The organism is Streptomyces sp. NPDC054047, assembly GCF_055585065.1.
This window is the reverse complement of the sequence record NZ_JBVJKV010000014.1, coordinates 94,425-108,246: the sequence shown is the minus strand read 5'-3', so window position 1 is coordinate 108,246 and position 13,822 is coordinate 94,425. Positions and strand designations below refer to the sequence as shown.

Here is a 13,822-nt window from a genome sequence, read left to right as displayed (position 1 = left end):
CTCCGCTGAGCAGTTACCTACGTCCCCGTACTCGGTCCCGTACCGTGTGCGGGGACGTACGTACGTATCGGGGAGGCGGCACACATGGCCGTGAAGGACCGCGACCGGTTCTCCACCGCGACCAGACTGCGGCTGCTCGGCGAGCAGACCGCGGAGCGTGTCTACCGCTCCCAGACCAAGCGCCAGGCGCGCCGCTCCCGGCTCACGGGACGTGCCGCGCTCCTCGCGCTCGTGCTCTGCTCGCTGGTCGTCGCGCTCGCCTACCCGATAAGGCAGTACGTCTCCCAGCGCGCCGAGATCGCGGACCAGCGCAAGGAGCAGGCCGAGCGCCGCGCGAACGTCGAGAAGCTGCGCGACGAGAAGGCCCGCTGGCGGGACGACGAGTACGCGGAGCAGCGCATCCGGGACCGGCTGCACTACGTGATGCCGGGCGAGACCGGCTACACGGTGGTCGACCCCGAGGCGGCGAAGAAGCAGCGCTCCGACCAGGGGGCGGCCGCCAGGCCCTGGTACTCGAACGTCTGGGACGGCGTCGACAAGGCGGACCGCCCGGCCGACGACTGACCCGGTACCACCACCATTCTCCGTAGTCACCGCACCATCTCTCCTTGAGAACCGATCGAAAGACAGGCATGGAAACGCCCCCGCCGACCACCCCGCGCACCGAGCCCACCGACGCCGACGTCGAGGCCTTCAAGCAGCAGCTCGGCCGTCCGCCGCGCGGCCTGCGGGCCATCGCCCACCGCTGCCCGTGCGGGCAGCCGGACGTCGTCGAGACGGCGCCGCGCCTGCCGGACGGGACGCCGTTCCCGACGACGTACTACCTGACGTGCCCGCGGGCCGCCTCCGCGATCGGCACGCTTGAGGCCAACGGCGTCATGAAGGAGATGACGGAGCGGCTGGGGACGGACCCCGAGCTCGCCGCCGCGTACCGCGCGGCGCACGAGGACTACATCGCGCGCCGGGACGCCATCGAGGTCCTGGAAGGCTTCCCGAGCGCGGGCGGCATGCCCGACCGCGTGAAGTGCCTGCACGTCCTGGTCGGCCACTCCCTGGCCGCGGGCCCCGGCGTGAACCCCCTGGGCGACGAGGCGATCGCGATGCTCCCGGAGTGGTGGCGCAAGGGCGCGTGCGTGTCCCTTGCGGAGGCCGAGCCCGCCGCGGAGGAGCGCGCATGACCCGCGTGGCCGCCATCGACTGCGGTACGAACTCGATCCGCCTGCTCGTCGCGGACGCCGACCCCGCCACCGGCGAACTGGTCGACCTGGACCGCCGGATGACCATCGTCCGCCTGGGCCAGGGCGTCGACAAGACGGGCCGTCTGGCCCCGGAGGCCCTGGAGCGGACCTTCGCGGCGTGCCGCGAGTACGCCGAGGTCATCAAGGAGCACGGCGCCGAGCGCCTCCGCTTCGTGGCGACCTCCGCCTCCCGCGACGCCGAGAACCGCGACGACTTCGTACGCGGCGTCCTGGACATTCTCGGCGTCGAGCCGGAGGTCATCAGCGGTGACCAGGAGGCCGAGTTCTCCTTCACGGGAGCGACGAAGGAGCTGGCGGGCAGCGACCACCTGGCCAAGCCGTATCTCGTCGTGGACATCGGCGGCGGCTCGACGGAGTTCGTCGTCGGCGACGAACACGTCGCCGCGGCCCGCTCCGTCGACGTCGGCTGCGTGCGCCTGACGGAGCGCCACATCCGCTCCGACCCGCCCGCGCCCGCCGAACTCGACGCCGTCCGCGCCGACATCGAGGCCGCGCTCGATCTGGCCGAGCGGACGGTGCCGATCCGCGAGGCCCGCACCCTGGTCGGGCTCGCGGGTTCGGTGACCACGGTCTCCGCGATCGCGCTGGGCCTGGACGCGTACGACTCCGCGGCGATCCACCACTCCCGGATCTCCTACGAGCGGGTGAGCGAGATCGTGGGACGCCTGAGCCGGGCCACGCACGACGAGCGCGCCGCGATCCCGGTGATGCATCCGGGCCGCGTGGACGTGATCGTGTCGGGCGCCCTGGTCCTTCTGTCGATCATGGATCGGACCGGCGCCCGGGAGGTCGTCGTCAGCGAGCACGACATCCTCGACGGCATCGGCTGGTCGATCGCCTGAGCGCGTCATATAGCGTCTGAGCGGCTGGTGAGGGGGTCGAAGGGCCCCGCGGCGACATGCCGTCGGGAAACTTCGTGAAGTTCTTCACAAGGAAATCGGCTCGGTTGGTCGATGTTCAGGGGTTCCGAGCCCCTGAAAGTGCTCCCAGAGGACTCCGCGACCCATGACAGTGAAGGTTCGCGAGTGTGTCCGGAGCGTGTTCCGGGCGGGTGGTCCACACGGCCTCGGAGGCCAGAGTGGCAGCTCACAAGGGGTGCACAACGTTTCGGGTTGCCGCGTGGTTCCCCTGGGGCGCTATGGCCTGCGTCACGTGGGCGGCGAAGTGTAGCAGAGGGTCTACCCATGCTTGTGAAGGGGCGCACGAGCGACCCCCGTCGGGCAGGTGGATACTCGATGGCATGAGCACCACGGAGCGTCCCAGGATCCTCGTAGTAGGCGGTGGGTACGTAGGCCTGTACGCAGCTCGGCGCATCCTCAAGAAGATGCGCTACGGAGAGGCGACCGTCACGGTCGTCGACCCCCGGTCGTACATGACCTACCAGCCCTTCCTCCCCGAAGCTGCAGCCGGCAGCATTTCGCCTCGGCACGTCGTCGTCCCGCTGCGACGCGTGCTGCCCAAGGCGGAAGTTCTGACCGGCCGGGTCACCACCATCGACCAGGACCGCAAGGTCGCGACGATCGCCCCCCTCGTGGGCGAGGCGTACGAGCTGCCTTTCGACTACCTGGTCATCGCGATGGGCGCGGTCTCCCGCACCTTCCCGATCCCCGGCCTCGCCGAGCAGGGCATCGGCATGAAGGGCATCGAGGAGGCCATCGGCCTGCGCAACCACGTCCTCGAGCAGCTGGACAAGGCTGACTCCACGACGGACGAAGAGGTCCGCCGCAAGGCGCTGACCTTCGTCTTCGTCGGCGGTGGCTTCGCGGGTGCGGAGACCATCGGCGAGGTCGAGGACATGGCCCGCGACGCGGCCAAGTACTACAACAACGTGAAGCGCGAGGACATGCGCTTCGTGCTCGTCGACGTCGCGGACAAGATCCTCCCCGAGGTCGGTCCGAAGCTCGGCCAGTACGGCAAGGAGCACCTCGAGGGCCGCGGTGTCGAGGTCTACCTCAAGACCGGCATGGACTCCTGCGTGGACGGCCACGTGGTGCTGAACAACGGCCTCGAGGTCGACTCCAGCACCATCGTGTGGACCGCGGGCGTCAAGCCGAACCCGGCGCTCGCCCGCTTCGGTCTGCCGCTGGGCCCCCGTGGCCACGTCGACACCCAGACGACCCTCCAGGTCCAGGGCACCGACTACATCTGGGCCGCGGGCGACAACGCCCAGGTGCCGGACATGGTCGGCCGCAAGGCCGGCAACGAGAACGCCTGGTGCCCGCCGAACGCCCAGCACGCGCTGCGTCAGGCCAAGGTCCTCGGCGACAACGTGATCTCCGGCATGCGGGGCTTCCCGCAGAAGGAGTACAGCCACGCCAACAAGGGTGCGGTCGCCGGTCTGGGCCTGCACAAGGGCGTCGCGATGATCGTCATGGGCAAGGTGAAGATCAAGCTCAAGGGCCGTCTGGCCTGGTACATGCACCGCGCGTACCACGGCATGGCGATGCCGACGTTCAACCGCAAGATCCGTGTCTTCGCCGACTGGACGCTCGCGGTCTTCCTCAAGCGTGAGGTCGTCTCGCTGGGCGCCATGGAGACGCCGCGCGAGGAGTTCTACGAGGCCGCCAAGCCCGCGCCGAAGCCCGCCGCGGCCAAGGCCGAGCCGGTCGCCGCCGGGTCCGAGGAGAGGGCCAAGGCCTCCTGACCTCCGGTCGCTGAAAAGGCCCGAAGGGGCCGCCCGCCATCCGTGGTGCGGGCGGCCCCTTCGGGTTTTTCCGGCGCCGTATACATGCCGCCTACATGTATTTTGCCGATCCGTGACGCGGCAACGGGACTGCGGGAGCGTCCGGTTGGTGTTTACGTGGTGTTGAACCTATCCGGGATATCCCGAATCACGGAGGTGTGCACCATGCCAGACGCCGCACTGCGGCTGAAGAGCCTTGCCGAACAACTGCTGGGGGCCCCGCTCCCCGTACGCATTCGTGCCTGGGATGGTTCCGAAGCAGGCCCGCCGGGTGGCCCCACCCTCGTCGTACGCAATCGCCGCGCCCTGCGCCGCCTCATGTGGAAGCCGGGCGAGCTGGGCCTGGCCCGGGCCTGGGTGGCCGGGGACCTGGACGTCGAGGGCGACCTGTACGCCGCGCTCGACGCACTCGCCGGGTTCATCTGGGAGCGCGACGAGGACGCCAAGGGCCTAGGGCAGTCCCTGCGCGACCCGAAGTTCCGTGCCGCCGCCCGCACCCTGGTGGGCCTCGCCGCGCCCTTCCTGCCGCCACCCCCGCCCCAGGAGGAGATGCGCAGGCGGCGCACCCTCCACCTGCACACCAAGGGCAGCGACCGGCAGGCCATCAGCCACCACTACGACGTGGGCAACGACTTCTACGAGCTGGTGCTCGGCCCCTCGATGGTCTACTCGTGCGCCTACTGGGAGTCCGAGCACTCCACCCTGGAGGACGCCCAGCGCGACAAGCTGGAGCTCATCTCCCGCAAGCTCGACCTGAAGCCCGGCATGCGGCTGCTCGACGTCGGCTGCGGCTGGGGCTCCATGGCGATCCACGCGGCGCGCGAGCACGGCGTCACCGTCGTCGGCGTCACGCTCTCCCAGGAGCAGGCCGCGTACGGCAGGAAGCGCATCGCGGAGGAGGGCCTGACCGACCGGATCGAGATCCGCGTCCAGGACTACCGCGACGTGCGCGACGGTCCGTACGACGCGATCTCCTCCATCGGTATGGCCGAACACGTCGGCGCCGAGCGGTACTTGGAGTACGCACACGACCTGCACGCGCTCCTGGCGCCCGGCGGCAGGCTCCTCAACCACCAGATCGCGCGCAGGCCGCAGGCCGACGAGTCGGCGTACGAGGTGGACGACTTCATCGACGCCTATGTCTTCCCCGGCGGCGAGCTCGCGCCCGTGGGGTCCACCGTCGGGCTCCTGGAGCGCGCCGGGTTCGAGGTGCGCGACGTGGAGGCGATCCGCGAGCACTACGCCCTCACGCTGCGCCGCTGGGTCGCCAACCTGGAGGCCCACTGGAAGGAGGGCCAGCGGCTCACCTCGCCGGGCCGCGCCCGCATCTGGCGCCTCTACATGGCGGCGTCCGCGCTGGCCTTCGAGCGCAACCGCATCGGCGTCAACCAGGTCCTCGCGGTGAAGACCCCGGAGGTGGGCACCTCCGGGATGCCGCTGCGGGCCCGCGCCTGGCGGTAGGGCGTACGCGAGCGGGGCCCCGGACGGTGGATGTCCGGGGCCCCGCTCCTGTCACGTACCGCCGGGGGCTACTCGCTCTTGATCGCCATCAGCGGGTTCAGCTTGGCCGCGCTGCGGGCCGGCCACATCGCCGCGAGGACGCCGACCAGGGCCGCGATGCAGAGGAAGATCGCGATACGGCCGACCGGGACCTCCATCGCGTAGGTCTTCACCGTCCCGGAGATGCTGTTGCCCGCGGCCCAGCCCATGAAGAGGCCGAGGCCGATGCCGAGCACCGCGCCGAACAGGGAGATGATGACCGCCTCCAGGCGCACCATCTGCTTGACCTTCGCGCGGTCCAGGCCGATGGCCCGCATCATGCCGATCTCGTGCTTCCGCTCGAAGACCGACATGGCCAGGGTGTTGATGACACCGAGCACCGCGATCAGGATGGCCATCGCCAGGAGGCCGTAGAGCATGTTCAGCATCAGGTTGATCGCGCCCGCGATCTCGTTGCTGATCGCGTCCTTGTCCTGGATCTTGATGGCGGGGTTGTCGCCGAGGGCCTTGACGATGGTGTCCTCGGCCTTGTCGGACGTGCCGCCCTCCATCTTCACCAGGACCTGCTGGTCGGTGATCTTGGAGAGGTGCGGGTCGACCACGGCGAGCGGCGTGAACAGACCGTCGATCATCTCGTTCGGCTCGTAGACGCCGGCGACCTTCAGCTGTGCCGTCTTGTCGTCGTCGAACTTCACCGGGACGGTGTCGCCCGGCTTCAGGTTCTCCCTGTCCGCGGTCTCCTTGTCGATCAGCGTGGAGTCGCCCTTCAGGGCGGCGAGCGAGCCACTGGTGAAGTCCAGGCTGGCCAGCTTGCCGAAGGCCTTCTCGTCGACGCCGGAGATCTTGCTGTACGAGCCGTCCACCTCGCCGTAGGCCGTGCGCAGCGGGCTGCTCGCCTCGACCTCGGGAAGCTTGTCCAGCTTCTCGCGGACCTCCGGGGTCAGCGGCTGGTAGTTCGCCATGGAGACGGTGTAGTCGGCCTTCAGGGAGCCCGCGGCCATCTTGTTGATCGCGCTGCTCATGGAGGTCGCGACCACCGTCATCGCCGTGATGAGGGTCAGGCCGATCATCAGGGCCGCGGCCGTGGACGCCGTACGGCGCGGGTTGCGCACCGCGTTGAGCCGGGACAGCTTGCCCGTGACGCCGAACGGCTTCAGGAGCGGGGCCGACGCGGCGATGAACGGGCGCGACAGGAGCGGGGTGAGGACGATGACGCCGACCATGATCGTCGCGGCGCCGCCGGCCATCACGTAGTTGTCGTCCATGAAGAGCATGACCGCGCCGAGGGCGACGATGATCGAGCCGATGGTGTTGCGCACGACCAGGCCGCGCATGGTGGGCGACGCGTGGACGCTGTTCATCGCGGCGACCGGCGGGATCTTCGCGGCGCGGCGGCCCGGCAGCCAGGCGGCCAGCATGGTCACGACCACGCCGATGATCAGGGCGACGACGATCGTGGTCGGGGCGATGACGAGCGGTCCGTCGGGCAGCGAGGCGCCCGCGGAGTTCATCAGGGACTCCAGGCCCATGGCCACGCCGATGCCGAGCGCGAAGCCGGTCACGGCGGCCACCAGGCCCACCAGGAACGCCTCGATGAGCACGGAGCGCGTCACCTGACGGCGCGAGGCGCCGACGGCGCGCATCAGGGCCAGTTCCTTGGTGCGCTGGGCGACCAGCATCGTGAAGGTGTTGGCGATGATGAAGATGCCGACGAAGAGCGCGATGCCCGCGAAGATGAGCAGCACCTGGCTCATCGACTTGGTCTGCTCCTCGATCATCGCCTCCTGGTTGTCGGAGAGCTGGTCGCCGGTGAGGGCGTCCGTCTCCTTCGGCAGGATCTTCTCGACCGAGCTCTTCAGCGCCGTCTCGGAGGTGCCCGCGGCGGCCTTCACGTCGATCTCGTCGTACTCGGTCTTGCCGAGGACCTTGAGAGCGGTGTCGTTGTCGAACACCACCAGGCTGCCGCCCGCCAGGACGCTGCCGTCCTCGGTGTCGAAGACGCCGCTGATCTTCGCCTGCTTCACCGGTCCGTCGGTGGAGTAGCGGACCGTGTCGCCGACCTGGTAGCCGGTGCGCTCGGCGGTCCTGGAGTCCAGGGCGAGGTCACCGGCGGACTTGGGGGCCGCGCCCTCGGTGAAGTCGTAGCGGGGGTCCTTGCCGTCCTTGCCGGGGTAGTAGTTGGCCCCGTTGGTGCCCCACTCGCCGCCGACGAGCTTGCCGTCCTTGTCGGCGAGCGCGGTGAAGCCCATGACGCCGCCTATCGCCGATTCGGCGCCGGGCAGGTTCTGGGCCTTCTTCAGGAGGGCGTCGGTCAGCCGCGGCGGCTTCTTGGCCTCGCCCTCGTCGGGGGACGAGTAGAAGGAGGAGCCGCCTTCGGGCTGGACGGCGACGGAGACGTGGTCGAAGCTCTTCGCCGACTTGTTCTTGTAGGCGTTGCCGAAGGTGTCGGTGAAGACCAGGGTGCCGGAGACGAAGGCGACGCCGAGCATGACGGCGAGCACGGTCATGAGCAGCCTGGCCTTGTGCGCGAGCACGTTGCGCAGGGCGGTACGGAACATGGGTGTGAGTCCTGGGAGAGAGAAGGTGGGCCCCGGAGAGGGCGCCCTCGAAGGGGCGCGGGGAACTGCGCGACAAGCCACGGCGTACCCGCGGGCGGGAGCCTGCGGAGGTGGCACGGCGCTCAGCTCGTGCGGCCCTTGGCGTCGAAGTCCTTCATCCGGTCGAGGACCCCGTCGGCCGTCGGCCCGTGCATCTCGTCGACCACACGACCGTCGGCCAGGAAGATCACGCGGTCCGCGTACGCCGCGGCCACCGGATCGTGGGTGACCATGACGACGGTCTGGCCCAGTTCGCGTACGGAGTTGCGCAGGAAGCCCAGGACCTCCGCGCCCGAGCGCGAGTCCAGGTTTCCGGTCGGCTCGTCGCCGAAGATGATGTCGGGCTGCGAGGCCAGCGCGCGGGCCACGGCGACGCGCTGCTGCTGGCCGCCGGAGAGCTCGGTGGGCCGGTGCTTGAGCCGCCCGGCCAGGCCGACCATGGAGATGACCTGCTCCAGCCACGCCTTGTCGGGCTTGCGGCCCGCGATGTCCATCGGCAGCGTGATGTTCTCCAGGGCCGTCAGCGTCGGCAGGAGGTTGAAGGCCTGGAAGATGAAGCCGATCTTGTCCCGGCGGAGCTTGGTGAGCTGCTTGTCCTTGAGGGTGGACAGCTCGGTCTCGCCGATCCGCACGGAGCCGCCGCTGAAGCTGTCGAGCCCCGCGACGCAGTGCATCAGGGTCGACTTGCCGGAGCCCGACGGGCCCATGATCGCGGTGAACTCGCCCTGCCGGAAGTCGACGGAGACATGGTCCAGGGCGACCACCTGGGTCTCGCCCTGTCCGTACACCTTGGAGAGATCCGTGGCGCGCGCGGCCACTGCGGTGGTGCGGGCGGCGAAGGGGGTGGTGGTCACGGGGCGGTGCTCCTGTCGGGACGACGAGTGGGGACGTACTCCATCGTCCTTGCGGATCCGCGCCGTGTAGTCAGCCGCTGTTCCGGTTCCGAGGGCCCTCTGCAGTCGGACCCCGGGCGCCGGTGTCATACCTGGGGATGACACCGACCCCTGACACGGGTACCACTCGCCAGTGACCCCCCGGACGTTCCGGAGGCGGCTAAATTCCGTCATTCCGTCACGGAGGCCGCACAGTGGCGGAAGGGCCTGCGGCATGTACCTATGGGCTGTACCGGTGGCTGATGCACCCTCAGACGTCAATAAAATAAGACAACATCGGGCTGTTGTTCCGCTGTTCGGGGGACGCCTCCCGATAGGGTCGAATCACTTGATGCGGAGCCCATGGCCTGCCCGGATGGTGGAATGCAGACACGGCGAGCTTAAACCTCGCTGCCCCTAGCGGGCGTGCCGGTTCAAGTCCGGCTCCGGGCACCTCCGCTAAGACGTCGGCGGTATCCCGCTACGGCATCAGTACGCCGTTGAAGCGGGCCGCCGTGTGCAGGTCCGCCTCGATCGCCGCCGCCGTCTCGCGCAGTGCGGGAAGCAGCGCCCCGATGGTCTCCGCCAGCGGGGCGGTGCCCGCGTGCTGGGCCACGTTCAGGGCGCCGACCACGCGCCCCCGGGCGTCCTTGAGCGGTACGGCGACCGAGCGCAGACCTTCCTCCAGTTCCTCGTCCGCGGTGGCGTAGCCGTCGGCGGCGGCCCGGTCCAGGACGCGGTTCAGCTCCGCGGGGTCGGTGACGGTGCGCCGGGTGAGGGGCTCGGGCGGGGCGGCCTGCAGGATGCGCGCGCGCTCCGGCGCGGGCAGCCCGGCGAGCAGGACGCGGCCCATGGCGGTGGGGTAGGCGGGGAAGCGCGTGCCGAGCGTGATGTGGACGCTCATGACGCGGACGGTCGCCGCCCGCGCCACGTACAGGATGTCCGTGCCGTCGAGCACCGTCACCGAGGCCGACTGGTGGACGCGCCCCGTCAGTTGGCGCAGGTGCGGCTCGGCGATGTCGGCGAGGCCGAGGCGGGAGAGGCGCGCGTAGCCGAGCTCCAGGATGCGGGGGAGCGGGCGGTAGAGGCGGCCGTCGTGCGCCGCGTACCCCTCCAGTTCCAGGGTGTGCAGGCAGCGGCGTGCGGTGGCCCGGGGCAGCCCGGTGGCCGCGGCGATCGCGGTGAGCGGGAGTCCGTCGCCGCGGGCCCGGCCCAGCGCGCGCAGGACGGCGAGACCGCGGGCGAGCGACTGGAGGAACCCGGGGCCCAGTTCGGTCTTGGCGTCGGCGGTGTCCGGCTCCTGAGCTGCCGTCAGTTCCTCTTCCGCGTACGCCGCTTGGACGGTCGGCAGCGCTTCGAGCAGCGCCGCCTCCTGTCGCAGCCGTGGCAGCACGAGCTCCGCGAGGCCCTGCGCCGTGTGCCTGCTGGTGTGGCTCACCGCAGACAGGGCGTACCGGGCCTGGCCCGTGGCGTCGCGCACCGGGACCGCCGTCGCGATCAGGCCCGGCTCGATCAGCTGGTCGTCCAGGGCCCAGCCCGTCGCCCGCGAGCGCTCCACGCGGTCCGCCAGAGCCGGGGGCGGCGCGGCCGGGCCCGGCGGCAGCGCGGGGAAGGCGCTCCCCTCGGGGTCGGCGGCCACGCGGGCCCGCCACGCCGCCCACGCGGCCTCGTCCCACTCGGCGGCGAACAGTGCCCCCGGCGCGCACCGCTCGGCGGGCAGCAGATCGCCGATGCGGAAGGCCACGGACATGGCGCGGCGCCGCGCTGCCTGCGTGACGAAGCGGACGCCGTCGCCGTCCGGCACCGCGAGGGACACCGACTCGTCCAGCTCGTCCGCGAGCCGGGCGGTGCGCGCCGCGACCTCGCCGCTGAGGCCGCCGGCCGCGAGATAGGCGTTGCCGAGCTCCATCAGGCGGGGTGTGAGGTGCAGTTCCTGGCCGTGCTCGCGTACGTAGCCGATGCGGGCCAGGGTCGCCACGACCCGGTCCACCGTCGAGCGGGCCAGGCCGGTGGCGCGGACGAGGTCGCCCGCCCGTGCCTGGTCGGCGACGGCGAGGGCGCGCAGGACCGCGAGACCGCGCTCCAGGGGGCGTACGGACTCTTCTGGCATGGCGCCGCTCCTCGCACGGGTGGACATCGGGTTCCCCGCAACCGTTGACAGCCGCATGGTCCGGTCGGAGACTCCCGTCAGCACATTATGAACGAAAGTTCACCAGACGAACAAGTGGAGGGGTCGGCCGATGCGCACCACCGTCGGAATCATCGGAGCCGGACCGGCGGGGCTGCTCCTCGCCCGCCTGCTGCACAACGCCGGCATCGACTCCGTCGTCCTGGAGAGCCGGGACCGCGCCTACGTGGAGCAGCGCCAGCGCGCCGGAATCCTGGAGCAGGGCACCGTCGACGTCCTGCGCGCGGCGGGCGCCGCGGCCCGCATGGACCGCGAGGGCATTCCGCACGACGGCATCGAGCTGCGCTTCGACCGCCGCAGGCACCGCGTCGACTTCCCCGCCCTCACCGGCGGCCGGTCCGTGATGGTCTACGCCCAGACCGAGGTCTGCAAGGACCTCATAGCCCTCCAGCTCGCCGCCGGTGGCCCGCTGCTCTTCGAGGCCGAGGCGCTCGCCGTCGAGGGCGCGGAGACCGAGAGCCCCAGCATCCGCTTTTGCCACCAGGGCCGCGAGGACGTCCTCGAATGCGACTACGTGGTGGGCTGCGACGGCTCCTGGGGCGTGGCCCGCAAGGCCGTGCCCGCCGACGTCTCCCAGGTCTTCGAGCGGACGTACCCCTTCGGCTGGCTCGGCATCCTCGCCGACGTACCGCCCTCGCACGACGAACTGGTCTACGCCCGCCACGACCGGGGCTTCGCGCTCCTCTCGATGCGCTCGCCCACGGTGACCCGCGCCTACCTCCAGGTCCCCGCGGGCACGGACGCCGCCGACTGGGGCGACGAGGAGATCTGGGACGAGCTCGACCGGCGCCTGGAGACCGACGACGCCTGGACGCTGAAGCGCGGCCCCATCACCGCCAAGTCCGTCACCCCCATGCGCAGCTACGTCCACGAGCCCATGCGGCACGGACGCGTCTTCCTCGCCGGGGACGCCGCCCACATCGTCCCGCCCACCGGCGCCAAGGGCCTCAACCTCGCCGTCGGCGACGTCGTCACCTTCGCCCGCGCGCTCGTCGAACTCCGCGAGACGGGCTCCGACGCCCGCCTGGAGGCGTACTCCGCGACCTGCCTGCGCCGCGTCTGGCAGGCCGAGCGCTTCTCGTACGCGATGACCACGATGCTGCACCGTGCCCCCGACGCCACCGGCTTCGAGGACCGCATCCAGCTCGCTCAGCTGGACCGCATCACCACCGCACGCCCGGCCGAGACCGACCTCGCCGAGGGCTACACGGGCTTCCCCCTCGACTGAGCCCATCCCGCCGCACCCCCCAAAAAATCCCCACTCCACAAAGAAGTGAGAGCCCCGTGACCGCTCCCCAAGGCGCCGCGCCCCAGCGGACCTTCAAATCCGTCGCCCCCGTCATAGCCCTGTGCTGGCTCGTCGTCTTCTTCGACGGCATGGACGTCAACATCTACGGCGCCGTGATGCCGCACCTCATCGACGACGAGGGCTTCGGCTTCACCGCGTCGACCGCGGGCACCATCGGCTCCTGGACCACCTTCGGCATGCTCATCGGCGCCCTCGGCTGCGGCACGCTCACCGACTGGGCAGGCCGCAAGCCGATGGTGACGGGCAGCGTCGCGCTCTTCTCCCTGGGCTCCGCGGTCTGCGCGCTCGCGCCCAGCGCCGCCGTCTTCGGCGGCGGCCGGTTCATCGCCGGGCTCGGGCTCGGCGGCCTGATGCCGATCAGCCTCGCGATCGTCGCCGAGTTCGCGCCGCGGCGCAGGGCCGCGCTTGCCACCGGCCTGATGATGACCTCGTACCACGCGGGCGGCATGGCGGCCACGGGCCTCGGGCTCTGGCTCGGGCCCGACCACGGCTGGCGCGTCGTCTTCTGGGCGGGCGTGATCCCCGCCGTCGTCGCCATCCCCCTCGTACTGAAGTGGCTGCCCGAATCGCCCGGCGTGCTGCTCGCCAAGGGGCGCGCGAGCGAGGCCGATGCCGTCGCCGCCCGCTACCTGCTGCCGTCCCCGACGCTCGCCGAAGCCCCCGAGGCGGGCGCCAAGGGCCGCTTCGCCGCCGTCGCCTCGCTCTTCACGCCGGGCCAACGCCTGGCGACCCCGCTCCTGTGGCTCGCGTCCTTCGCCGGACTGCTCCTCGTCTACGGGGTCTCGACCTGGCTCCCCGAGCTGATGCGGGCCTCCGGCTACTCGCTCTCCTCCTCCGTCACCTTCCTCATGGTGATCAACGCGGGCGGCATCGTCGGCATGCTCGTCGCGGGGCGGATGGCGGACAAGTTCGGCGCCGTGCGGATCTCCGCCATCTGGTTCCTGCTCACCGCCTGCGGCGCCTTCCTGCTCAAGGCGGAGCTGCCGCTCGGTGTCGCGTACGTGATCGTCTTCGTCACCGGCATCTGGCTCTTCTCGGCGCAGGTGATGGTCTACGCCTCCGCCCCGTCCGTCTACACGCCCGCCCAGCGCGCCACCGGGCTCGGCTGGATCACCGGCGTAGGGCGCACCGGCGCGGTCGTCGGACCGTGGCTGGGAGGCGCCGTCGTCTCCGGCGGGAACGCGTCACTCGGATTCACCACGTTCGCCGTGGCCGCCGTGCTCGGAGCCGTCGCGATCTCGCTCGTGCCACTCGTCCGGCGCAGCCGGCGGACCCCGGCCGACGAGGGTGTATCCCCGGCCTCACCGGGAACAGAGAGCACCGGGCCGGACGTTCTTGGTCACAAGGAGGGAAAGATCCTCCCCAAGCACTAGGGTCTTCCTTTTGCCTACGCATTACTCTTGAGCCAAAGCCA

General features: G+C 70.6%; 10 protein-coding genes and 1 tRNA gene. 8 read left to right on the top strand and 3 right to left on the bottom strand.

Annotated features, from left to right (window positions below):
- The first annotated feature begins 84 nt into the window (after positions 1-84).
- The 5 genes from ACZ6ZP_RS37570 (at position 85) to ACZ6ZP_RS37550 (ending at position 5,403) form a co-directional block, all read left to right on the top strand.
- The gene (locus ACZ6ZP_RS37570; RefSeq protein WP_351163041.1) at positions 85-564 is read left to right on the top strand and encodes an FtsB family cell division protein; all 480 of its coding nucleotides are present in this window, start codon (positions 85-87) and stop codon (positions 562-564) included.
- 68 nt (positions 565-632) lie between these two features.
- On the top strand, positions 633-1,178 hold the full coding sequence (locus ACZ6ZP_RS37565) for a DUF501 domain-containing protein (protein ID WP_351163043.1): 546 nt from the start codon (positions 633-635) through the stop codon (positions 1,176-1,178).
- Positions 1,175-2,101, top strand: a complete 927-nt coding sequence (locus tag ACZ6ZP_RS37560; RefSeq protein ID WP_351163045.1) for a Ppx/GppA phosphatase family protein — start codon at positions 1,175-1,177, stop codon at positions 2,099-2,101. Before ACZ6ZP_RS37565 ends, ACZ6ZP_RS37560 begins: the two co-directional genes overlap by 4 nt.
- A gap of 398 nt (positions 2,102-2,499) precedes the next feature.
- Complete coding sequence (locus ACZ6ZP_RS37555) at positions 2,500-3,903, top strand: NAD(P)/FAD-dependent oxidoreductase (protein ID WP_351163048.1); 1,404 nt, start codon at positions 2,500-2,502, stop codon at positions 3,901-3,903.
- 204 nt (positions 3,904-4,107) lie between these two features.
- Positions 4,108-5,403, top strand: a complete 1,296-nt coding sequence (locus tag ACZ6ZP_RS37550) for a cyclopropane-fatty-acyl-phospholipid synthase family protein (protein WP_351163050.1) — start codon at positions 4,108-4,110, stop codon at positions 5,401-5,403.
- A gap of 68 nt (positions 5,404-5,471) precedes the next feature.
- Here the strand turns inward: ACZ6ZP_RS37550 and ACZ6ZP_RS37545 are convergent, their stop codons facing one another.
- Positions 5,472-8,000, bottom strand: a complete 2,529-nt coding sequence (locus tag ACZ6ZP_RS37545; RefSeq protein ID WP_469410211.1) for an ABC transporter permease — start codon at positions 7,998-8,000, stop codon at positions 5,472-5,474.
- Between the two features lie 122 nt (positions 8,001-8,122).
- On the bottom strand, positions 8,123-8,893 hold the full coding sequence (locus ACZ6ZP_RS37540) for an ABC transporter ATP-binding protein (protein WP_351163055.1): 771 nt from the start codon (positions 8,891-8,893) through the stop codon (positions 8,123-8,125).
- A 388-nt stretch (positions 8,894-9,281) separates the two neighbouring features.
- Here ACZ6ZP_RS37540 and ACZ6ZP_RS37535 point away from each other — a divergent pair.
- Positions 9,282-9,364: transfer RNA gene (locus ACZ6ZP_RS37535), tRNA-Leu, on the top strand.
- A gap of 28 nt (positions 9,365-9,392) precedes the next feature.
- Here the strand turns inward: ACZ6ZP_RS37535 and ACZ6ZP_RS37530 are convergent.
- Entirely contained in the window at positions 9,393-11,021 is a 1,629-nt protein-coding gene (locus ACZ6ZP_RS37530) for an IclR family transcriptional regulator domain-containing protein (RefSeq protein WP_399984226.1), read from the bottom strand.
- A gap of 130 nt (positions 11,022-11,151) precedes the next feature.
- On the opposite strand from ACZ6ZP_RS37530, the gene ACZ6ZP_RS37525 reads away from it, so the two are divergent.
- Complete coding sequence (locus ACZ6ZP_RS37525) at positions 11,152-12,327, top strand: 4-hydroxybenzoate 3-monooxygenase (RefSeq protein WP_361470039.1); 1,176 nt, start codon at positions 11,152-11,154, stop codon at positions 12,325-12,327.
- Positions 12,328-12,383: 56 nt separating this feature from the next.
- A complete protein-coding gene (locus ACZ6ZP_RS37520) occupies positions 12,384-13,781 on the top strand; it encodes an MFS transporter (RefSeq protein ID WP_468615171.1) in 1,398 nt (465 codons plus the stop codon).
- Positions 13,782-13,822 lie beyond the last annotated feature (41 nt).

Excerpts from the sequence above, each read along its gene's own strand:
- ACZ6ZP_RS37545 (WP_469410211.1), bottom strand. The coding sequence starts at position 8,000 with ATGTTCCGTACCGCCCTGCGCAACGTGCTCGCGCACAAGGCCAGGCTG.
- ACZ6ZP_RS37565 (WP_351163043.1), top strand. The coding sequence starts at position 633 with ATGGAAACGCCCCCGCCGACCACCCCGCGCACCGAGCCCACCGACGCC.
- ACZ6ZP_RS37560 (WP_351163045.1), top strand. The coding sequence starts at position 1,175 with ATGACCCGCGTGGCCGCCATCGACTGCGGTACGAACTCGATCCGCCTG.
- ACZ6ZP_RS37530 (WP_399984226.1), bottom strand. The coding sequence starts at position 11,021 with ATGCCAGAAGAGTCCGTACGCCCCCTGGAGCGCGGTCTCGCGGTCCTG.
- ACZ6ZP_RS37525 (WP_361470039.1), top strand. The coding sequence starts at position 11,152 with ATGCGCACCACCGTCGGAATCATCGGAGCCGGACCGGCGGGGCTGCTC.
- ACZ6ZP_RS37550 (WP_351163050.1), top strand. The coding sequence starts at position 4,108 with ATGCCAGACGCCGCACTGCGGCTGAAGAGCCTTGCCGAACAACTGCTG.
- ACZ6ZP_RS37555 (WP_351163048.1), top strand. The coding sequence starts at position 2,500 with ATGAGCACCACGGAGCGTCCCAGGATCCTCGTAGTAGGCGGTGGGTAC.
- ACZ6ZP_RS37570 (WP_351163041.1), top strand. The coding sequence starts at position 85 with ATGGCCGTGAAGGACCGCGACCGGTTCTCCACCGCGACCAGACTGCGG.